This is a genomic window from Caballeronia sp. LZ003, assembly GCF_031451465.1.
GTDB lineage: Bacteria > Pseudomonadota > Gammaproteobacteria > Burkholderiales > Burkholderiaceae > Caballeronia.
Map to the genome: position 1 here is coordinate 101,139 of NZ_JARUXJ010000002.1, position 21,079 is coordinate 122,217.

The window sequence follows — 21,079 nt, forward strand, 5'->3', positions numbered from 1 at the left end:
GGGAGGACGACAGCGATGGAAAGCCCAATACAAATCCTGGCGGAAGGCTTGAAGTTCCCGGAAGGGCCGGTGGCGATGCCCGACGGCTCCGTGGTGCTCGTCGAGATCGAGCGGGAGACCATCAGCCGCGTTTCGCCCGACGGTAGAGTGAGCGTGCTGGCGGCGGTGGACGGCGGCCCCAACGGTCTGGCGCTTGGGCCGGATGGCGCCTTCTACATCTGCAATAACGGCGGTTTTCTGTTTCGTACCGTTGCCGGACTGAATCGCACGAAACCGGGCGTGCATCCGCGTTATACGAGCGGGCGTATCGAGCGCTTCGACCCGCAGTCGGGCTCGCTCACGACGCTGTATGACCACTGCGGCGATCATTCGCTGTGCGGTCCGAACGACATCGTGTTCGACCACGACGGCGGCTTCTACTTCACCGACTTCGGAAAGAACCGGCTGCGCGAGCGCGATCACGCGGGCCTCTATTACGCTCGCGCCGATGGTTCGGCCATCGTCGAGGTGGCGTATCCGCTCACCACGGCCAATGGCGTCGGTTTGTCGCCCGACGACAGCATCGTCTATGTGGCGGAGACCGAGACCGCGCGGCTCTGGGCATTCGATCTGGAGGCGCCCGGCCGGGCGCGCAGGCATCCTTATCCGTCGCCGCATGGCGGGCGTCTGGTTTGCGGCTTGCCGGGTTATCAGCGCTTCGACAGCCTGGCGCTGGACGCCGAGGGCAACATTTGCGTGGCCACGCTCGTGACCGGTTGCATCACGGTCGTCGCGCCATCCGGTGAAGTGCTGCGACAGGTGCCGGTACCCGATGGCATGGTGACCAACATCTGCTTCGGCGGCGCCGACATGAAGACGGCCTACGTGACGCTCTCCGGCACGGGCCGCCTGGCCAGGCTGCAATGGCCGCAAGCAGGATTGAAGCTGGCTTATTCGTGATTGACCGATTGCCGGCGCCTAATGGTGTGCCGCATCCTGACTTGCAAGCAGATGCTTGAGAAACAGTTGCACCGGCACGGGAAGCGACTCGGCTTCGCGTACGCAGATTTTCCAGTGGCGCTCCGCCCAGGCTTCATCCAGATGCACGGCGATCAGCGGCGCGGAACTGACGTACCGTTCGGCGTGATGCTCCGGCACGAGCCCGATGCCAAGCCGTGCTTCCACCATGCTGCGCACCGGTTCGAAACCGTTGACGCGAATCGACAGCTTGAGCGGGTGATCGAGATCCGCCGCCGCGCGCAGCACCAACGAATTCAGATAGCTGCCCACTTGCGGCCCCACGAGCGGATACTCGGCGACTTCGCGGAACGTGACCCGTTCGGCGCGGCCGAGCGGATGATCGGGCGGCATGATGACCACCAGCCGGTCGCTGCGATAAGGGAAGACCTGCAGGCCGGTGGTAACCGTCGTGCCGCCGAACACGCCGATATCCGCCGCGTTTTCCGCCACGGCGCGGACCACTGCGGGGCTCAGGCTTTCCTGAAGATCGATGCGCAGCCCGGGGTGCATCTCCAGAAAAACGCGTATGTCGTTGGCGATGTACTGAACGATGGTCGAAAGGCTCGCATGTAAGCGAATCTGACCGCGCACGCCTTCGGCGTGGTCCAGTAACTCGCTCTCCATTTGGGCGATGTCTCGCAACAGCACGCGGGCGTGCTGCAGGAGTGCCGCAGCGGCGGTCGTCAGTTCGAGTCCCTTGTTGCTGCGCACGAAGAGCGCGTTCTTGAGCGTGTCTTCAAGATGGGACATGCGCTTGCTGAGCGCGGAAGGCGCAATGTTTTCCGCTTCCGCCGCGCGGGCAATGCTGCCGTGCTCGCACACGGCGATGAACAGTTTCAACGATTGCAGGTCGAATCGCATCGAGTCTCCGGGGTGCGGTCTTTTCGCCGCAGCGCTGCTTCCGAAGAGAAAGTATGCATCGGGTCTGGGGTGAGCGCAAAGGTTTAGGCGTCATGCTGCCTCCGGTATGGGCTGCGGAAAGCGCACCTCGTAGCGTTCTCCGCAAGCCTTGAGCGGTGTGTCGAGATCGGCATGCAGATGCACGCCATTCTTCAGTTGCTCGGCCCGCCTTGCCATTGCGCGCTCGCCGGGAAGGCGCACGGGGTCGTTGATCGTGCGAGGCGGGTTGGTGCGGCAGGCGTCGCCGAGCCAATCCATCTGCCTCTGGAATGCTTCGATACCGCCGAATGCTGCCGGATCGTGCAGCGACATGAACACGGTCGCGCCCCAGCCTTCGTGTGGATCGGCGCGGCCAAAGCCGGCCAGTCCGCCTGTCAGCGCCTCGATCATCAACGCCATGCCGAATCCCTTGTGACCGGCGGCCAGTCCACCGAGCGGCAGGATCGATCCGGGTGGATCGGCAAACAGCACGCCGGGATCATGCGTCGCGTTACCTTGTGCATCCATCATCCAGGGTTCGTCGAACGATTGGCCGTTCTGATGGCGGCGCGCGCTCATCGCGTTGGTCGTCACGGAGGACGAGATGTCGATCAGCATCGGAGTCGTCGATGTCGGTATGCCGAGCGCGATCGGGTTCGGCGTGAACAAGGCCCGCGTGCCGCCGAACGGCGCGACGCTTTGCACGCTCGGATCGGAGCTCGCCAGCATCATCACCAGGTTCATTTCGGTGGCGCGCAGGAGATACGCGGCAAGACATGCAATGTGATGACTGCGCCGGATCACGAGCGTGGCGGCGCCGAGTTCGCGGGCGCGCGGGGCAAGGACGTCGATGCCGGCATGCACGAGCGCGGGTCCGGGCAGACGCCGTCCGTCCCACAGCAACGCGGCAGGACGATCAGAGATGACTGCGGGCGCGCCGTCGCGTGTCATGGCGCCTTGTTCGAGCTGCTTCACGTAGCCTGGCAACAGCGCGAGTCCGTGCGTGTCGTGTCCCATCAAGTCGCCATCGACGAGAGTGCGTGCCACGTCCCGCGCATGAGCGCTCGCGAGCCCCGCCCGGCAAAGCACTTCCATTGCATATTCAAAGAGCGCGTTCGCGTCGTAGCGGGTCGTTCTCATCGACATCTCTCCCTTGGTGGTGTCATGCGTCGAGCGGTACGTGAGGCACGATAGTCGATCGATGCGACCCTGAGAAGACGTTGATTCAACGATCAAGTATTGTGCGCTAAAGGGCGGCTACCCTAGACTGGCTTCGTCGATGTAGCGATAGGAGACTAGAGCCGTGAGCAACGAATACATCACCGGCAAGGTGAAAGCCATCATCGGCGCCGAGACCGAGTGGGCCACGTCGACGCATGCCGTCGAAGCAAGCGAAGTGCGCCGCTTCCATCATGCAACCATGGATGACGCGCGTCGTTACTGGGACGAAGACTGGGCCGCGACAAGTCGTTATGGCGCACTGGTCGCGCCGCCGGGTTTTCCGGTGCATGCCTTTCGCAGACCGCCGTCATCGCCCGACCCGCTGGATGACATGAACAAGCCTGACTACGATGGCCTGAGCCGCAGTTTCAGCGGCCTGCCGGCCGTCGAAGTGGAGTTGCCACGCGATCTGAACGGCGGCTACGAATACGAGCTCTACCGTTATGCGCGCGTCGGCGAGAAGGTGCTGCGTCAGGCGCGCTACAAGGACATCGTGCAGCGCGACGGCAAAAGCGGACCGATGGTGCTCGTCATCATCGAAGAGACCTACGTGAACGAGAAGGGCGAGAAGCTTTTGAAGGTCACGAACACCCAGATCATGCGCTAGGCGAGGGTCATCATGGCTGCACTGTATTTTGAGGATGTCGAAACAGGCATGGAGATCCCGGCGCTCGTCAAGGGACCGATGACCACGGCGCATATCGTGCGCTGGTCGGCATCCATGGAGAACTGGCATCGCATTCATTACGACTGGCGCTTCGCCACGCAACACGACAAGTTACCCGACGTAATGGTCAACGGCTCGTGGAAACAGCACATCATGCTGCAACTGCTGACGGACTGGGCCGGTGAAAGCGGCTGGGCATGGAAGCTCCAGTTCCAGTTTCGCGGCATGAACGTGCCGGGCGATCTGCTCACGGCGTGGGGCCGCGTGACCGGAACCGAACGGCGCGGCGGCTTCGGTCTCGCGCATCTGGAAATCGGCTTGCGTAATCAGGAAGGCAGGGAAAGCACGCCCGGCAGAGCAACGGTCGTTCTGCCCTTGCGCAACGGCGCGCCCGTGCCTTATCCCTTCGATCCAGCCGTTCTCGAAGAGGCCGCATGAGCGCCGCTGATTTCGTATCCCCAGCGCGCGTGGTCGCCGCGCCGCTCGCCGGCGTGCGCGTGATCGAATGGAGCGACGCCATGCCCGCCGCTTTCTGTGCGCGCGTGCTGCGCGACCTCGGCGCGCAGGTGCTCAAGCTGGAGCCGCCCGGTACTGGCGATACGCTGCGTCGAACCGGCCCGTTCGCACCCAATGCTCCTTATGGTGAAGATGCCGCGCTCTTCGCGTATCTGAATCACGGCAAGGAAAGCGCCACGCTCGATCCGTCGCATCGTCAAGGAGCTGCGTTGCTGCGGCGTCTTGTGGAATCCGCCGATCTGCTGATTACGTCCAATACAAGCCGCCTTGCGGAACTGCAACTCGACGGCGATACGCTCAGGCACATTCAGCCCGCGCTCGTCACGCTTTCCGTCACGCCCTGGGCTACGCATGCGGGACCCGACGCGCCGTTCGCGTACACCGACTTCACCCTCACGCATCACGCGGGCTATGCATTTCATCAGGCGCGCCCCGTTCACGCACCCGATCAGCAAGCGCCCGTCGCCTGTGCCGACCGCGAAGTGGCGCTGGCCACGGGTGCGGCCGCCGCGAACGCCGCGCTCTGGGGCTTGCTCGAAGCGCAGATGAATGGCGAGGGACGCAGTATCGAATGCGCGGAGCTGGATGTGATCGCGCATCTGCTGATCGAGCCCGTCGCCGATCATGGGCGCGGCGAACGCAGCTTCAGCCGGCTGCGCGAGGAACTGCAGGGCACCGAGGTCGCGGGCGGGCTGATCTGGCTGTTGCCGTGCAAGGACGGCTTCGTGATGATTTCGCCGCGCGAACAACATCAATGGGAACGCTGGGTCGAATTGCTCGGAAACCCGGCGTGGTCGCGCGATGAGACGCTGTGCGGCGAACGCACGGCGCGCAACGAAAACTGGATGATCCTGCAAGACGAGATGTCGAAGTGGACGCGCGAGCATAGCCGCGCCGACGTCTTCGAGCGCGCGCAGGCGGCGCGCGTGGCGTGTTTTCCGGTGAGCGGTGCGCGCGATCTTCTGGATAACGCGCAGCTGAATGCGCGCGGGTTTTTCGATCGCTGGCAGTGCGCGGGCGGCACGCCACTGTCGATGCCCGGCCTGCCGTTTGCCATGCGCACGACTTCGGGCGCAGAGTTGCCACGCGCGCGCGATGTCGTATCGCCCGCACTTGGCTCCGCTAACCGCGCGGTGTTCGAAGAGCGCCTCGGACTGTCGCCGGATGAAGTCGAAAGCTTGCGCCGGCATGGAGTCGTGTGATGACACAGAAAGCATTGGCGGGCTTGCGCGTCGTCGATTTCAGCTGGGTGCTGGCCGGACCCATGACTACCAAGATGCTCGCGGGCATGGGCGCGGAGATCATCAAGATCGAATCCGCGACGCGGCCCGAACATACGCAGCGTCCGCCCTGGTGGGCAGTGGTGAACGCCGGCAAGAAGAGCTGCACGATCAATCTGAGCCGGCCGCAAGGTCCGGAACTGATCCGGCGTCTGATCGCGCAGAGCGATATGGTCGTCGAAAACTTCTCCAACGGCGTGCTGGCGAAGTTGGCCTCGATTACGCGACGCTTGCGCAGATTCGCCCCGATCTGATTTTCGTGTCCGCGTCGGGCACGGGTCGCGAAGGCCCGCAGCGCGATGCGCTTGCCTACGGCTCGTTATTGCAGGCGTACAGCGGTCGCGCCAGCGTGGTGGGCACGCCGAACGAGCGCGTGGAGGCCATGGGAATTCTGCCTGCGTGGACCGATCCGATCACTGCGCTCTGGGAAAGCTGCGCGGTGCTTGCGGCCATCCGGCACCGGCGCGTGAGCGGCGAGGGCGCGTACATCGATCTGTCGATGCTAGAAAGCACCGTCGCGCTATTGCCCGAACAGCTGTTTCGCGAGGCGCTCGGCAGCAAGACGCCAACGGCCACGGGCGCGCGCGAATGGGACGCCGCACCATCCGGATGCTTCCGCTGCTCAGGCGACGACGCCTGGCTCGCCGTTTCCATTGGCAACGACCGGCAATGGCGAGCGCTCTGCGACGCCATGCGCAAGCCCGAACTTGCTACCGATCCCCGCTTCTCCGATGCGTTCGGCCGCGCCGCGCATCGCGCAGCGGCGGACAATTTACTGGCAGAGTGGCTGCGCGACCAGACGCCCGCGCAAGCACTTGATGCGCTGCAGTCGCGTGGCGTGCCGGCCGCGCGTTCGAGACACATTGGCGTGGTGATGGAAGACCCGTATTTCGCCGATGGCGGCCTCTTCCCGCTGCTCGCGGACGGCTCACGCAGCATTGCGCTTCCGTGGCGCGATAACGCCGGCTTTCGCGGCGATTTCACGCCGCCGCCGCGCCTCGGCGAACACAACGACTACGTGTTCGGTGAGCTGCTCGGCCTCGATGCGCACGAAATTGAAACCTTGACCGAAGCGGGCGTGCTGCGTTGATGACGAGCGCGTTCGTGCAAAGACTCATTTTTGAAGGAGCAGGACCCATGAAAGAAAAAGTGATGGTTTGCGAAGTCGGGCCGCGTGACGGTCTGCAAATGGCTCACGAGATCATGCCGACCGAGCAGAAAACGCGCTGGATCGCGGCAATCGCGCAAGCGGGTATCGGCGAAATAGAGGTCGGCAGTTTCGTTCCGCCAAAGCTCGTGCCGCAAATGGCGGACACCGAGGCAATCGTCAAGGCGGCGCTGCTACAACCCGGCTTGCGCGTGATGGCACTCGTGCCCAACCTGCGCGGTGCGCAGGCGGCATATGCGGCGGGTGCACATGGCGTCGGCATACCGGTTTCGGTGAGCGAGGGACACAGCCGCTCGAACACGCGCAAGGGCACCATGGAGCAGGTAGACGAAGTACGGCGAATCGTCGAATGGGTGCGCGAGCAGGAGCGGCCAATGGCGATCGAGCCGGGTTGCGCGACGGCCTTCGGCTGCGCCATCGACGGCGAGATTCCCTTGCAAAAGGTAATCGAAACGGCCGTCGCGCTAGCCGAAGCAGGCGTCGATGCCGTCGCGCTCGCAGATACCGTCGGCTACGGCAATCCCGTTCAGGTACGCAAGATGGTCAAGGCCGTGCGCGCGGAGATCGGCGACAAGCTGACCAAACTGCATCTGCACGACACGATGGGACTCGGCCTCGCCAATGCGCTGGCGGGGCTCGAAGAAGGCATCCGTTCCTTCGATTCCGCGCTCGCGGGCCTTGGCGGCTGTCCGTTCGCGCCGGGCGCGTCGGGCAACATCGTCACGGAAGACCTCGTCTTCATGCTGGAAAGCATGGGCTTCGATACTGGAATAGACCTGGAACGGCTGATCGCCGCGCGCGAACTGCTGCACGAAGGGCTGCCTGGCGAGCCGATGTACGGGCAGGTGCCAAAGGCCGGCATTCCCAAGACTTTCCGCCGGACGGCTGGACTTCATGCATAGACGGAGCGTGTTCGACCGCGGTACTGGCATGACCCGATTGTGAGCATCCACGCGTTTGATTATCTTGTGGTTCACTGTGCCCCGTCCGGCGCTTTTGCGCTGGCAGCTTCGCATGGGACCAGGACGGGCGCTTCGGCGCTCGTCCTGGGTCGACAGGAGACCGAGGTGCAATCGAACCCGCATGATGCCGCCAGCGCGCCGCCCGACGCGCCCGGCGATTACCTGACACGCGCTGAAACGCTCGCGCTGCTGCAGATCAAGCTGCAAACGTTGTACGCCTACGTCAGCCGCGGCTTGATTCGCAGCGTGCCGCAAGGCGACAAGGGGCGCCGGCTTTATGCGCGCCAGGATGTCGAACGCATGAAATCGCGCGCCGATGCCCGCAGTGGCCACGCGCCCGTCGCCGCGGCCGCCATGCGCTGGGGCGAGCCGATCATATCGAGCACGCTCACCGAAATCACGGCCGAAGGTCCGCGTTATCGCGGCGTCGCGGCGCTCGAACTCGCGCGCAAGGGAAAGACCTTCGAACAGGTCGTGAAAGCGCTCTGGAATCCACGCGACGACGTGATCCTTTCGTGGCAGCCGTGCGGTCGCACGTTACGTTTCGCCGATGCCTGGTCGCGCACGGCGGGTCTCCAGCCACGTCGAGAACTCGTGCGCTTCTTCGCCGATATTGCAATGCGCTTCGGCGGCGAGCATCTGCGCGCGTTGCAGGCCGGCGACGCGCAGTTCATCGAATGCAGCCGCATGATCGCAACGATGGCGCATTGCCTTGCGCATTTGCGACGCGCAACGCCGGGCGCTGCGGCGGGCGTCACGCGCAAACGCGCGGACGGTCTCGCCGCGACGCTGTTGACCGTGCTCGGTGGTTCGGCGTCTGCCGCGCATCGTGCCGCGCTCGACGCCGCGCTCGTGCTGTGCGCGGATCACGAACTCGCGCAGGCGACCTTCGTGGCGCGTATCGCGGCGTCGGCGGGAGCGGATATCGGCGAATGCGTGGCGGCGGCCATCCTCACGCAGACGGGGCTCACGTCCGCGCGATCGTACGAAGCCACCGAGGACCTGCTGCGCGCATGCCGCACGGTTGCAGAAGCGCAACGGCTCTTCACGGAGCACTATGCGGCACACCGGAATCTGCCGGGCTTCAATCATCCCTTGTATCCGGATGGCGACCCGCGCGCGAGCTACCTGATCGATCTCGCGCGGCGGCTCGAAGGGCGGCACGCCGCGGTCGATCCGCTCTTCGCGGCACTCAAGATCGCAGCGGGCTACGGCTGTCTGCCGAGCCTGGAAGTTGGGCTGACCATGCTAACCGTGGCATTGGGGCTGCCGCCGCGCAGCGCGTTTTGCCTGTTCATCATCGGACGGTCGGCGGGGTGGGTGGCGCATATCATCGAGCAGCGCGAATCCGGCGCTTTGATACGTCCACGCGCGGACTACCTCAAGGCGAACGCCCCGCAGAACGATTCGGACGAGACGCGCTTGCTGACGTCGATCCTGCCGCCCTGAATCTCCGCATCGCACGACATGACGCCGACGGCCCTTCGCGAGGGCCGTTTTTCTTGGGCGCCGCGATCAAGTTGATTCAACGATCAAGTATTGTGGGCCGCTCCATGCGTCACTAGACTGGGCTAATCGAAAGGAGACAGCGGCCCGGACAAGCTAGCGACAGACAATGCGAACCAAGCCAGCAATTCCACACCGTCCTCATCGAATAGTTAGTATCCCCGATATTCACGACCGGTACGATGCGCTTTAGGCATTCAGCCGGCTGCACAGGAGGAGAAGAGGATGAACACCCCGAACAGGGCCATCGGCGCCGATGTCGCCGGGTCGCTCGACAGCGCGGATTATCCGGCGCGCGTCATCACGGCAGGCGGCGTGACCGCACGCTTCGACCGGTTGCCAATGACCGCCACGCTGTGGAAGCTCCTCACCCTCGTCGCACTCGGCGGCTTCTTCGAACTCTACGATGTGTACTTCGCGGGCTATATCGCGCCGGGCTTGTTCCGCTCGGGCATCCTCACGGCGACCACGCCCACTTTCTTCGCGATGAACGGTCTCGCCGGCTTTCTGGCGTCGCTGTTCATCGGGCTTTTCATTGGCACGATCTGCTTCGGCAGTCTCGCTGACCGATTCGGCCGGCGCCGCGTCTTCGCCGCATCCATGCTGTGGTATTGCATTGCGACGGTCTTCATCGCGTTTCAGGATACGGCGCTAGGACTGAACGTGTGGCGTGTGATTTGCGGCATCGGCGTCGGCGTGCAGTACGTGACGATCGATTCCTACGTCTCCGAATTGACGCCGCGACACGCACGCGGCATGGCGTTCGGGCTTGTATATGGCGTGGCGCAGATTTGCGCGCCGCTGATCGCGTTCCTTGCGTGGGTGCTGGTGCCGATTTCCCCGCTGGGTTTCGAGGGCTGGCGCTGGGTGATCGCGCTCGGATCGGTGGGCGCGCTGCTCGTGTGGTATCTGCAATTGCGTCTGCCGGAATCGCCGCGCTGGCTCGTGCAGAAAGGTCGCCTCGACGAGGCTGAACGCGTCATGCAGATGATCGAAACCCGCGTTCGCCGTGACTACGGCAAGGACCTGCCGCCACCGGCCGACGCGCCCGAAGCCGAGGAGCAGGAAGGCACGTTGCGCGAGGCATTCAGCCCGCGCTATCGCAGCCGCACGCTGATGCTCGTGGTCGTGAACTTCTCTCAAACGATTGGTTACTACGGCTTCCTCAGCTGGATTCCGACGCTGCTCATCGCCAAGGGCATCATGGTGACGCGCAGCCTCGAATACACTTTCCTGATCGTGCTGCTTTATCCAATCGCACCATTCATCGTCATGCTGGTGGCTGACCGCTTCGAGCGCAAATGGCAGCTCGTGTGCAGTGCGATCTCGGTGGCCGTGATCGGCGTGATCTTCTCGATGCTCAAGGCGCCGGGCTGGCTCATCGCGGTGGGGATCGTGCAGACGCTCGTGGTCAATTGGCTGTCGACTATCGTGCATACCTACCAGGCCGAGTTGTTCCCGACGCGCATGCGAGCGGGCGCGGTGGGCTTCGTGTATTCGTGGAGCCGGCTGTCGTCGATCTTCGTGGGCTTTTTCATCGCGTTCTTTTTGCGCGAGTTCGGCGTGCCGGGCGTATTCGCCTTCATCTTCGCCGCGATGGCGATCGTCGTCGTGGCGGTGGCGCTCTTCGGGCCGCGCACCACGGGGCTGGCGCTCGACGACATCGCGCGGTGAGTACGCGCATCGACGCCCTTGCGGAGCAGCCAATGGATTCCGTAGACCCGAAGGTCGTATCCGGCACCATCAACGGCAGGCTCGACCGGCTGCCGATGACCCGGCACATGTGGACGCTCTTGATGCTGATCGCAGCGGGCGGTCTCTTCGAACAATACGATATCTATTTCACGGGTTATATCGCGCCGGGTTTGTTCCAGAGCAAGCTGCTGACTTCGACCACTGCATCGTTCTTCGATCTCAACGGTCTTGCAGCCTTTCTCGGGTCGCTGTTCCTCGGGCTGTTCATCGGTACGATCTGTTTCAGCTATATCGCCGATCGCTTCGGGCGGCGGGTGGTCTTTCTCGGCTCGATGATCTGGTATAGCGTCACGACGTTCATTTTGGCGTTTCAGGGCTCGGTGCACGGTCTCGAGATATGGCGGCTGATAGGCGGTATAGGCATCGGCGTCGAGATGATCACGATCGACACCTACATCTCCGAACTCGCGCCCCGCGGTGCGCGCGGCAAAGCATTCGCGTTGTTCTACGGGCTGGCGCAAATCAGCGCGCCGCTCGTGGCCTTTCTAGCGTGGATGTTCGTGCCGACGAGACCGTTCGGCTTCGATGGCTGGCGCTGGGTGATTCTTTTCGGCTCGTTCGGCGCGGTGCTCGTGCTGTTCTTGCGGCGCCGCTTGCCCGAGTCGCCGCGCTGGCTCGCGCAACATGGGCGGCTCGCCGAGGCCGACCGCGTGCTTTCGGTTATCGAAGCGAAGGTGCAAAAGGAGTACGGCCAAGCGTTGCCCGAACCTGAAAAGGCCGTTGGCACGGTACATCCGGAAGGGCGTATCGCCGAAATGTTCGGGCCGGTTTATCGCACGCGCACCATCATGTTGATGATCGTGAACTTCTGCCAGACCATCGGCTATTACGGCTTCGTGAGTTGGATTCCAACGCTTCTGATAGCGAAGGGCATTCTTGTCACGCGAAGTCTCGAATACACGTTTCTCATCGTGTTGACCTATCCGGTCGCGCCGCTTCTCGTCATGCTCGTGATAGACCGCTTCGAGCGCAAATGGCAGCTCGTGTGCAGTGTGATATCCGTGGCGATCATCGGCACGATCTTCGCCATGCTGAACGCGCCGGGCTGGCTCATTATGGTTGGATGCCTGCAGACGCTTGTCGTCAACTGGATGTCCACCATCGTGCATGCCTACCAGTCGGAACTGTTTCCAACCTGGATGCGCGCTCGCGCGGTCGGCTTCGTGTTCTCGTGGAGCCGTTTGAGTTCGATATTCGCAGGCTTCTTCATCGCCTTTTTTCTGCGTGAATTCGGGCAGGCTGGCGTGTTTGCGTTCATCGGCGGTGCAATGGCGATCATCGCCACGACGGTGGCGTGGCTCGGTCCGCGTGTCACCGGCCGCGCGCTGGAGGAGATCGCCCATTGAGCGAGCTGGAATGTGTCGGCAATACGCGCGATGTACTCGGGGAGTCTGCGTACTGGTCGGTCGAAGAACAGGCGCTGTATTGGGTCGACATCCGCAGCCATCTGATTCGCCGCCGCAAATGGGGCGACGACCACACGCAAACCTGGACCATGCCCGAACTCGTAGGCTCGATCGCGCCATGCGCGTCGCGGCTCGGATTAATCGTGGCGCTACGCTCGGCCATCGCGTTCTTCGATCCGGCGAGCGGCGCCATTGAACGTTTCGACGCGCCGCACGCAAGCCAGCCACAAATGCGCTTCAACGATGGCAAGTGCGATAGACAGGGACGATTCTGGGTCGGCTCGATGGATGACATTGGACGCACGCCGGTGGGCGCGCTGTATCGCTTCGAAGCGGGGCGTTATACGCGCGTGATCGAACGCGTAGCCGTGCCCAACAGCCTGTGCTTCTCGCCGGACGGCGGGACGATGTACTTTGCGGACGGCATCGAGCCCGTGATCTGGGCGTTTCCATTCGATATTTCGACGGGCATGCCGGGCGAGCGACGTCTCTTCGCGCGGCTCGACCGCGACACGGGAATTCCCGATGGCGCAACCGTCGATCGTCATGGCTACCTGTGGAGCGCGCAATATGGCGGCGGTGTCGTCAAGCGATACGCGCCCGATGGACGCATCGACCGCGTCGTGCCGATGCCGGTGACGCAGCCAGCAAGCTGCACGTTCGGCGGGCCGGATATGCGTACGCTTTTTGTGACGAGCGGTACGCGTAAGTTGTCCGTGGAAGCGCTCGAGACGCAACCGCTTGCAGGGGCGTTGTTTTGTTTGCGCACCGATATTGAAGGATGCGCTGAAGCAGCATACGTTGGCTGAGCGCGCCTTACAAACTCGAGCCAATCCCACGTCGCCCCCACCCCCTCATCGCGGCACGTCCCCCTTGAGCGTGATCCGCTGCATCACCCGCCGAAACCCGTGATAATCGTTCACCGGATTATGCTGAGCCGCGCGATTGTCCCAGAAAGCAATCGCGTTGTTCGACCAGACGAACCGGCACGTGAACTCCGGTTTCACCTGATGTCGAAACAGGAAGTCGAGCAGCGGCGCGCTTTCGTCGGTGGTCAAGCCGTCGATGCCGACCGTATGCGCAATGTTCACGTAAAGCCCCTTGCGTCCCGTCTCCGGATGCGTGCGCACGACGGGATGCTTCGCCACGAAATCGTCCGGCTTCTTGCCCGCGCCGTCCGTTCGAATGCGATCCTCTCGGGTACGCGACACATCCGCCTTGGCCGACGAACTGATGCCCTTCAGTCCTTCGAGGAGCCGCTTCATGGTGTCGGACAACGCGTCGTACGCAAGCTGCTGGTTCGCGAACAGGGTGTCGCCGCCATAGGGCGGAATCTCGCGCGAGAGCAGCATCGAGCCCATGGGCGGCACGTCGAGATAGGTCGTGTCCGAATGCCAGATGCCGCCGAAATTCACGCGCTCCGTTTCCAGTTTCTTGACTTCGATGATGGTCGGAAAACCTTCGAGGCTCTTCACAAAGGGATATTCGATAGGCTCGCCCATCGCCTCCGCAAAATCCAGGAACTGCCGGGGAGCGAGGTTCTGGTCACGCAGAAAGATGACGAGATGCTCGTTGAGCGCCGCGCGCAAAACGCTCGCTTGTTCGCGCGTCACGCCCCGCGACAGATCGATGCCGGAGATTTCGGCGCCCAGCGCGCCCGCCACTTTGCGAATGTCCATGCGAACTCCTCGTAGCCGGGCGTGTGTCAGTTCGCGCCGAGCAGCATTGTCGAAAGCGAAGGAAAAATACCGATGAGCGCAAGAACGCCCATCATGATGAACACATAAGGCAACGTGCCGAGCACGATCCGTCGCAACGGGACATCGGGCGCGACGCTCTGCACGACAAAGAGGTTGAGTCCCACCGGCGGATGGATGAGCGCCATCTCCATGTTGATGACGACGACCACGCCGAACCAGATCAGATTCCAGTGATACGCCTCCACGACCGGCACGAGCACGGGCATGGTCACGACGATGATCGCGATCGTCTCCATGAAGCAGCCGAGAAAGATCAGCAACACGTTGATGCTCACGAACAGCACCCACGGTTTGACGTGCGCGCCCGCGACGGTTTGCGTGAGCGACGCCGCAACCTGGCTCGTCGTCATCACATAGCCGAACACGATGGCCGATGAAATCACCGCGAGGATCATCACGCTGCTTTGGGCCGCGCTGATCAGGATCTGCCGGAATTTGCTCCACGAAAGCTCCCGGTACACGACGCCCGCAAGCACCAGACTTGCGACGATACCGAGCGACGCCGCTTCCTGAGGCGTTGCAAGCCCGCGATACAGCGAGCCGAGAATGATGAGAATCAACAGAGCGAACGGGCCGACGTCTTTCAATGCGACGACACGTTCGCGCATGCTCGCGAGCGGCCGCGTGCGTCTTTCGCTCTCGCTGCCGCGCGCACGATCGCGCATGGCGAGCAGTATCTGATAGATGCCAAAAGCAGAAGCCATGATCGCGCCGGGGATGAGTGTCGCGACGAACAGTTTGCCGATACTTTGCTCCGCGATCACGCTATACACGATCAACGGTATGCTCGGCGGTAACAGAATGCCGAGTGTGCCGCCGGCCGCGACCGCGCCGCATGCACGCGCTTCGGGAACGCGGTGCCGGCGCATCTCCGACACAGCGAAGCCGCCGATGGCCGCCGCCGTCGCCACGCTCGAACCGGATACGGCCGCCATCACGCCGCATGCAAGCGTCGTCGCGACGGCGAGGCCGCCGGGCACGCCGTCGAGGATCGTCGCCAGCGCCGCATAAAGACGCGCGCCCATGCCCGACGCGGAGACGATCGCGCCCATGAACATGAACATCGGCACGGAAGTCAGCGTGAAGGTGGCAACCGATCCCCAGTACGTGCTCGGTACGAGACTCAGTGCATCCCATCCGCCGCCCGTGACGAACAGCGAGGCGAGGGCGACAAACAGCAACGCGAACGCAATGGGCACGCCCATCGACAACACCGCGAGCAAGCCGCCGAACATCCCCGCACCGATGACGAGCTGATTCATTCTTCTCTCCCGAGCAGCATGTCGTCGATGGCGACTTCACGGCCTGCCGGTTCGCGTGCGAATACGATGGTCAGCAAGCGTACGATCTGCGCGATGCACAAAAGCAGCATGCCCGCGAAGAAGCCCGAATAAGGAATCCACAGCGAGAGCGAGAACATGCCCCACGAACGTTCACCGCTCGTGTACGCCTCCCACCAGAAGTCGAATGCGAGGCATGCGAGCGCGAACGCGACCGCCGTGACGATGGCCGTCGATATGAACGCGAGCGCGCGCTTGCCACGTTCGCCGAGATGTGCGCTGAGAACGTCGACCTTGAGATGCCGGCCTTGCCACGCCAGCGCCGCGGTGCCCACGAAGGTCATGTAGGCCATGAGGTAAGTCGTGACCTCCGTGACCCAGACATCGGAAAGATGCAGCGCTTCGCGCGCGAGCACGCCATACGAAATGACGAGCACGGTCGCGATGACCGCCGCGCCGACGGACAACGCGACGCCCCGGCAAAAAGCGTCGAGCCCGCGCGAGAAGCGGTCCAATGCGTGGCGCATCGCGGCCTCTTATTTGTAGAACGCCGTGCTCTGATCGAGCAGACGTCCGCCGTCGGGCACTTCGGCGCGGAACTTAATGAAGCTGACTTTCTGGAACAAGGTCTGCCACTGGTTCCACTCATCGAGCGTCATCTTGTGGATCTTCGCGTTATGGCTCGCAAAAAGTTGCGCGACACGGCGATCGTCCGCTTTCGCCCCTTCGAACGCGCTCTGCTCGAGGCTTCGACCCACGTCCGTCATGATCTTTTGCTGCTCGGGCGTGAGCTTGTTCCACGTCTTCATGCTGATCGCGATCGGCTCGATCGTGTAGTAGATGCTGTAGTCCTCTGGCGAGTTGTAGTACTTCGCCACTTCGTAAAGCCGATACGAACCGAAGGTGCCGGACGACGTCCACAAGCCATCGAGCAAGCCGAGTTGCATCGCGCTATAGGTTTCCGACGACGCCATTGACACGGTACTCGCGCCGGCGCTCTGCAAGGCCGCCTCCATCATCTTTCCGGCGCCGCGCACCTTCTGCTGCGGCAGATCCGCGGGCACGTTGATGGGCTTGGACTTGGATGCCATGCCGCCCGAGATTTGAATCCAGCAGAGCGTCTTGAAGCCATATGCTTCTATCTTCGCTTCGAGTTCTTTCCAGGGCGCGGAGGTGCGGAATTTGAAGACGTCCTCGGGCGTTTTCCAGAGGCCCGGCAGGAGGATGAGGTTCATCTGCGGGATCGCGCCCGCCGAATAGATGTACGGATAGATTGCGAGATCGGCGCTGCCGTTCTTCAAGGCCGTGTGGGTGTTCAGCGACTTGACGAGCGACTCGGCCGGAAAGATGTTGATGTGTATCTTGCCGCCCGACTTCTGCTCGACCTGCTGCGCGAACTTCTTGCCGGTCTGCACCACATAATCGTTCGGGTCGTCGGGCCATTGATGTGCCATCTTGAGCGTCACGACGTCGTCGGCGTGTGCCGCTGTCGATATCGCGGCGAGCGCGAACATGGCGGTGAACATGCGGGTCCAGCGCTTTGCCTGCATCTTCCGTCTCCTGATTTTCTATTTATCGAACCATCGTTTCAGCGCGTCTGTTCTTCCTGAATCTCGCCGATAGCCGCGCGTATGCGCGCCGCGATGCCGTCGAGCGCGCCTTCCATCCGATACCGTGGCCCCGCGACCGCGATGCCGAGCACTTCCCGGTTCACATGCACGGGCATGGCAAGTGCAAAGACATCGCTCACGCTTTCGCCGCGCGTGAGAAAAAAGCCGCGTTGCTTCGATTCCGCTAGGTCGGCCATCAACGCGTTTGCAGCGGTCAAAGTGTGCGCGGTGACCGGCGCGAGCGTCGTGTGCGCGAGCCACTCGGAAAGCGTTGCATCGTCGAGTTGACCGAGCATCGCCTTGCCGATCGACGTCGAGTAGAGCGGTTTGAGCGCACCGGCCGGCGCGCTGTATCGAATGGTCTGCGGACCTTCGTACACGGCGAGATAGACGATGTGATCGCCCTGACGTTTGCCAATGATCACGGTCTCTTGCGTGGCCTCGCGCAACGCCAGCAACGACGGCTCGATGAGTTCGAGAAACGGGTCGTGCGAGGCGATCTCGAGCGCCATGTCGAGCAGCCGCCGCGTTGGAAACAAGTCTTTGCGACGCCCGGTGACGTAGAGATAGCCGCGCTCGGTCAGCACTTTCACGATGCCGTGACTGGTGCTCACCGGCATGCCCGACGCGGATGCGAGTTCCGACAGCGTCATCGGGCGGCATGCGGCTTCGAATGCCTCGAAGATGCTTAGAGCACGGTCAGTCGGCTTCAATTTCGTATGTTCGAAAAGAGTTTCGCCAAATCGAAACCGAGTATAAAAGATGCGAGCGTCCTTCCGGTCGCTGATTGGATCGGGATTTACCCTTTGAAATGAGGTGCCGAGGCGAAGCCGAGAATCTCACGCGCCGCCGTCTGCAGGCGGCGCGGCGTTATCGCTGGCGAAGTTCAGCTCTGCGTTGCAGCAGGGCGCCGCTCGCGCACGGAGTCCAGTACTGCCTCGACGACCCGGTCGACAGAAGGCCAGTTTTTATCCGGTGCATGATCGACATAGCTATCCGGCGAGACACTCCGATACTGCTCCGGATAGCCCCAGATCGCGTCGTGAACGTTCGGCCTCGTGATGCTGCCGCCGATCACCGCGACCGTCGGCCGACGAAACGCGGCCGCCACGTGCATGAGCATGGAAGAGTTCGTCAGCACGACATCCGCCGATTCGGCAAGCGCGAAAACCGTTCGCATCGACAACGTTCCCGCCACCGAACGAACCGGCACGCCCGGACCGGCGGCGGCGATCGCTTCGGCGGCGCGCGCCTTGTCATCGGCGCTGCCCACGATCAGGATGTCGCAGGCGTCGTCGGTTCGGTTGAGCGCCGACGCAACCCGCGCGAGCGCCGCGCCGACCTGTTTTGGGTCCCAGACCTTGGTCGGCACGCCTGCCCCGATGCCGACCAGCACGCGCACCGTGCGATTGCCAGACTCGGCGGCGCGCCAGACGTTCGCGGCCTGCGCGCGCTCATCCGCGGTAAGAAAGAGTTGCGGCCGCGCTTCGGGCAGATCGGTCGCGCCCAGCAGTTCGGCCTGCGCAAGCGCGGCGCGTCCACTTTGGCGACGCGCGAAGTCGATAAATTCCTGGCATCCGCTGTGACCGCCGCGATAGCCGCGCACGCCGATGCGGTAGCGCACGCCTAAGCGCATCATCAAAAGCGCGCCCATGTAGCTGCCGAGCACGTCGATGCCGACATCGAAGCCGCCACGCCTGCGCAGCGCGGCGACTTGAGGCGACGACAGTAGAAAGCGCAGGACGTTACGCGGTGAACGGTCCTGGACGAGCTTGTTGTTCCAAGGCGCATCGATCTCGACGATCTCGTCGATGAACGGATTGTTTTCCAGAATCGGCCGCCCCCAACCGCCGATGCCCGCGACAAGGCGCGTCGTCGGAAAACGCTTCTTGAGCGCCTCGAAGATCGGCGTGGTGGTCAGCAATTCACCGAAATCGTTCGGGCGCAGCACGAGGATTTCGCGCGGCACGTCGCGATGCGGATCATGCCGTGCCGGGTTCAAGCGTCCAATCGTCCAGACCGGCAATTCCGTCAGCAGACTCTTCCAACCCATTGCTCCTCCGTGCACGCGGTGGGCGCCGAATGGCGCCGCGTTTTCCGGATCGATTGTGCATCGCGGAGCCGTTGCGATCTGTGGGCGTGATTACAGAAAGCGGTCCGTCGCGCAGCGAGCGGTAGTTCGACGCGCCGCTCAGACGGCGCTTGCACTCCGATACTCGCGCGGTGCCGTATCGTGATATCGCCTCCAGACACGGCGAAAGTCGCGTACCGACGCGAACCCCGATTGCTCGGCCACGCGTTCTATCGACAGCTCCGGGCTCGTCAGCAATCTTTGCGCGCGAGCCACGCGAAGACTTTGCTGATACGCCAGCACGGTGACGCCCGCATGCTCCGCGAACAACCGGCTCAAATGCCGCGGGCTCACGTGCGCGGCCTGCGCAAGCTCGGCCACGCTCCAGGCGCGCGCGGGGTCCCGCGCGATGACGTCCTGCGCCCGGTGCACCGCCGGATGCATGTGATTGCGATGCGCAAGCCACGGCGACAGCTGCGATTCGTCTCCCGCGCGGCGCTGGTACATCACCTGACGTCGTGCCACTGACGCAGCCAGTTCCGCCCCCGCGATCTGCTCGATCACATGAAGCGCCAAGTCGATGCCCGCCGTGATGCCGGCGCTCGTCAGCACGTCGGTGTCATCGACGAACAGGCAGTCGTCCTGCACGCGCGCCGTGGGTTCCTCGCGCTTGAGCAGATCGATTAACGCAAAGTGCGTGGTGCAGCGGCGCCCGGCGAGCAAGCCCGCGCGCGCGAGCAGCACGGCGCCGGAACAAATGCTGGCGATGCGCGTGTCGTCGCGCGGCGCGGTTCGCAGCCAATGCGTGACCGCATCGAAGGGCGCGCTCGTGCCGGGCTCGGGCGATTCCGTGGTGCCGACGACCATGACGAGGCTATTCGGCGGCAGCTTGTCGGGCAGCGGTTCGAGGCCGTCGACAAACGTGCCGATGGAGGTCGCGACGCGAGGCAATGGGCCGCAGTGATGCAAGTCGAACGAAGCGCCGGATTCGGCCGCCATGCGAAAAGCCTCGGCGGGGCCCGCATAATCGAGCATCAGCACGGAGGGCGTCAGCACGAACCATACGGATGTCGCGGGCTTCATGCCGCGCGTGACGTTTGCCAATTGGCGAGCGCATCGTCGACGCTGGCGATGCGTGCAAAGCGATTCTGCAAGACCAGTTCCGTGTGCGCCTTGATTTCCGCCGGCGAATAAACGCGTCCGCTCGTCGCGTGAGTCATCGGGAAGGTGAGCGTGGCGTCGGTCACATAGTCGACCGCATAGCCGATGTCGGAGGCTACGCGCGTCGTGGTCTCGCAGCATTGCTCGGTGCGGATGCCGGTGATGACGAGATGATCGATCTGCCGGCGACGCAACCAGAGATCGAGGCCGGTATCGGTGAACGCGTTGTGCGTGTGTTTTTCGAAGACCACGGAGGGCGCGCCCGGCAACCACTCCTGCGGCACGGCAAAGCCGGATTCCCTGGTGAACGGACCAGCCTTGCCGATGTGAAAGATGTGGACGACTGGAACGCCGGCTTCGCGCGCGCCACGGTCCAGACGCAGGATGGCGCTCTTGAAGGCAGGCAGATCGGCATCCGACCAGTCGGCGGTCTGACGGAACGATTCCTGTACGTCGATGATGATCAAAGCCGAGCGGGGAAGGGTGGCGGACATTTTTGACGCTCCTTGATTGGGAAAGTCCCATCATAAGCGGGCTTTTTGCGGGAATCGAGAATGCTTGCGGTCAGGATGAGGACAAAATGCGCCAAGCGGCTGTCAAAGGCGACTGGTTGTTTCCTAGAGCCCCTGCACCGTTGCGGCAGATGAGGTCCATGAATTGCTATCAGGCGTCTCATGCGTCGTTCGGATTTTCAACAGCCGAGGTCTTGCTGAAGGACGCGTCTGATCAAACAGTTCCGATCGACGAAGAACCAGCGCTTGCCTAATGGTCCGGGCAAGCTCGACGAGGGGTCGCCGGGCGCATCTCATTTCGCTTCAACAGCCAGTACACCGCCTCT

19 protein-coding genes and 1 pseudogene are annotated in these 21,079 nt (G+C 63.1%); 10 read left to right on the forward strand and 10 right to left on the reverse strand.

From position 1 onward, the window contains the following. The first annotated feature begins 15 nt into the window (after positions 1-15). Positions 16-939: an SMP-30/gluconolactonase/LRE family protein gene (locus QCE79_RS15125; RefSeq protein ID WP_309845546.1), complete on the forward strand. Its 924-nt coding sequence runs from the start codon at positions 16-18 to the stop codon at positions 937-939. A gap of 18 nt (positions 940-957) precedes the next feature. Here the strand turns inward: QCE79_RS15125 and QCE79_RS15130 are convergent, their stop codons facing one another. Both QCE79_RS15130 and QCE79_RS15135 read right to left on the reverse strand, forming a co-directional pair. Then, positions 958-1,860: a LysR substrate-binding domain-containing protein gene (locus QCE79_RS15130; RefSeq protein WP_244830394.1), complete on the reverse strand. Its 903-nt coding sequence runs from the start codon at positions 1,858-1,860 to the stop codon at positions 958-960. 90 nt (positions 1,861-1,950) lie between these two features. Continuing rightward, the gene (locus tag QCE79_RS15135) at positions 1,951-3,024 is read right to left on the reverse strand and encodes an Ldh family oxidoreductase (protein WP_309845550.1); all 1,074 of its coding nucleotides are present in this window, start codon (positions 3,022-3,024) and stop codon (positions 1,951-1,953) included. 157 nt (positions 3,025-3,181) lie between these two features. On the opposite strand from QCE79_RS15135, the gene QCE79_RS15140 reads away from it, so the two are divergent. The 9 genes and pseudogenes from QCE79_RS15140 (at position 3,182) to QCE79_RS15180 (ending at position 13,168) form a co-directional block, all read left to right on the forward strand. Further along, positions 3,182-3,706 (forward strand): MaoC family dehydratase N-terminal domain-containing protein, encoded by a 525-nt coding sequence (locus QCE79_RS15140; protein ID WP_309845552.1) that lies wholly within the window; start codon positions 3,182-3,184, stop codon positions 3,704-3,706. 12 nt (positions 3,707-3,718) lie between these two features. After that, positions 3,719-4,204 carry an acyl dehydratase gene (locus QCE79_RS15145; RefSeq protein ID WP_309845554.1) on the forward strand — a complete coding sequence of 162 codons (486 nt, stop codon included), beginning with the start codon at positions 3,719-3,721 and terminating at the stop codon, positions 4,202-4,204. After that, positions 4,201-5,484 carry a CaiB/BaiF CoA-transferase family protein gene (locus tag QCE79_RS15150; RefSeq protein WP_309845556.1) on the forward strand — a complete coding sequence of 428 codons (1,284 nt, stop codon included), beginning with the start codon at positions 4,201-4,203 and terminating at the stop codon, positions 5,482-5,484. The genes QCE79_RS15145 and QCE79_RS15150 overlap by 4 nt, the downstream gene beginning before the upstream one ends. Before the next feature lie 74 nt (positions 5,485-5,558). Then, positions 5,559-6,652, forward strand: a pseudogene (locus QCE79_RS15155) (CaiB/BaiF CoA transferase family protein). A 47-nt stretch (positions 6,653-6,699) separates the two neighbouring features. Further along, complete coding sequence (locus tag QCE79_RS15160) at positions 6,700-7,632, forward strand: hydroxymethylglutaryl-CoA lyase (RefSeq protein ID WP_250494760.1); 933 nt, start codon at positions 6,700-6,702, stop codon at positions 7,630-7,632. A gap of 165 nt (positions 7,633-7,797) precedes the next feature. After that, positions 7,798-9,141, forward strand: coding sequence for a citrate synthase (locus QCE79_RS15165; RefSeq protein WP_250468293.1), 1,344 nt, complete (start codon positions 7,798-7,800; stop codon positions 9,139-9,141). A 282-nt stretch (positions 9,142-9,423) separates the two neighbouring features. Then, positions 9,424-10,872: an MFS transporter gene (locus tag QCE79_RS15170; protein ID WP_309845560.1), complete on the forward strand. Its 1,449-nt coding sequence runs from the start codon at positions 9,424-9,426 to the stop codon at positions 10,870-10,872. Between the two features lie 32 nt (positions 10,873-10,904). Further along, the gene (locus QCE79_RS15175) at positions 10,905-12,299 is read left to right on the forward strand and encodes an MFS transporter (protein ID WP_250468295.1); all 1,395 of its coding nucleotides are present in this window, start codon (positions 10,905-10,907) and stop codon (positions 12,297-12,299) included. After that, on the forward strand, positions 12,296-13,168 hold the full coding sequence (locus QCE79_RS15180; RefSeq protein ID WP_309845563.1) for an SMP-30/gluconolactonase/LRE family protein: 873 nt from the start codon (positions 12,296-12,298) through the stop codon (positions 13,166-13,168). The genes QCE79_RS15175 and QCE79_RS15180 overlap by 4 nt, the downstream gene beginning before the upstream one ends. A gap of 45 nt (positions 13,169-13,213) precedes the next feature. Here QCE79_RS15180 and QCE79_RS15185 read toward each other — a convergent pair whose 3' ends face one another. From QCE79_RS15185 to QCE79_RS15220, 8 genes are all read right to left on the reverse strand, one after another. Further along, complete coding sequence (locus QCE79_RS15185) at positions 13,214-14,038, reverse strand: TauD/TfdA family dioxygenase (RefSeq protein WP_309845565.1); 825 nt, start codon at positions 14,036-14,038, stop codon at positions 13,214-13,216. A gap of 26 nt (positions 14,039-14,064) precedes the next feature. Then, on the reverse strand, positions 14,065-15,381 hold the full coding sequence (locus QCE79_RS15190) for a TRAP transporter large permease subunit (protein ID WP_309845569.1): 1,317 nt from the start codon (positions 15,379-15,381) through the stop codon (positions 14,065-14,067). After that, on the reverse strand, positions 15,378-15,926 hold the full coding sequence (locus tag QCE79_RS15195; RefSeq protein WP_244830391.1) for a TRAP transporter small permease: 549 nt from the start codon (positions 15,924-15,926) through the stop codon (positions 15,378-15,380). Before QCE79_RS15195 ends, QCE79_RS15190 begins: the two co-directional genes overlap by 4 nt. 9 nt (positions 15,927-15,935) lie before the next feature. Continuing rightward, positions 15,936-16,949 (reverse strand): TRAP transporter substrate-binding protein DctP, encoded by a 1,014-nt coding sequence (gene dctP / locus QCE79_RS15200; RefSeq protein ID WP_309845572.1) that lies wholly within the window; start codon positions 16,947-16,949, stop codon positions 15,936-15,938. 38 nt (positions 16,950-16,987) lie between these two features. Then, entirely contained in the window at positions 16,988-17,722 is a 735-nt protein-coding gene (locus QCE79_RS15205) for an IclR family transcriptional regulator (protein ID WP_309845574.1), read from the reverse strand. Between the two features lie 173 nt (positions 17,723-17,895). Then, complete coding sequence (locus tag QCE79_RS15210; RefSeq protein ID WP_309845578.1) at positions 17,896-19,062, reverse strand: glycosyltransferase family 9 protein; 1,167 nt, start codon at positions 19,060-19,062, stop codon at positions 17,896-17,898. Between the two features lie 138 nt (positions 19,063-19,200). Further along, entirely contained in the window at positions 19,201-20,163 is a 963-nt protein-coding gene (locus QCE79_RS15215; protein ID WP_250494768.1) for a GlxA family transcriptional regulator, read from the reverse strand. After that, entirely contained in the window at positions 20,160-20,735 is a 576-nt protein-coding gene (locus QCE79_RS15220) for an isochorismatase family protein (protein ID WP_250494769.1), read from the reverse strand. The genes QCE79_RS15215 and QCE79_RS15220 overlap by 4 nt, the downstream gene beginning before the upstream one ends. Positions 20,736-21,079: the final 344 nt, after the last annotated feature.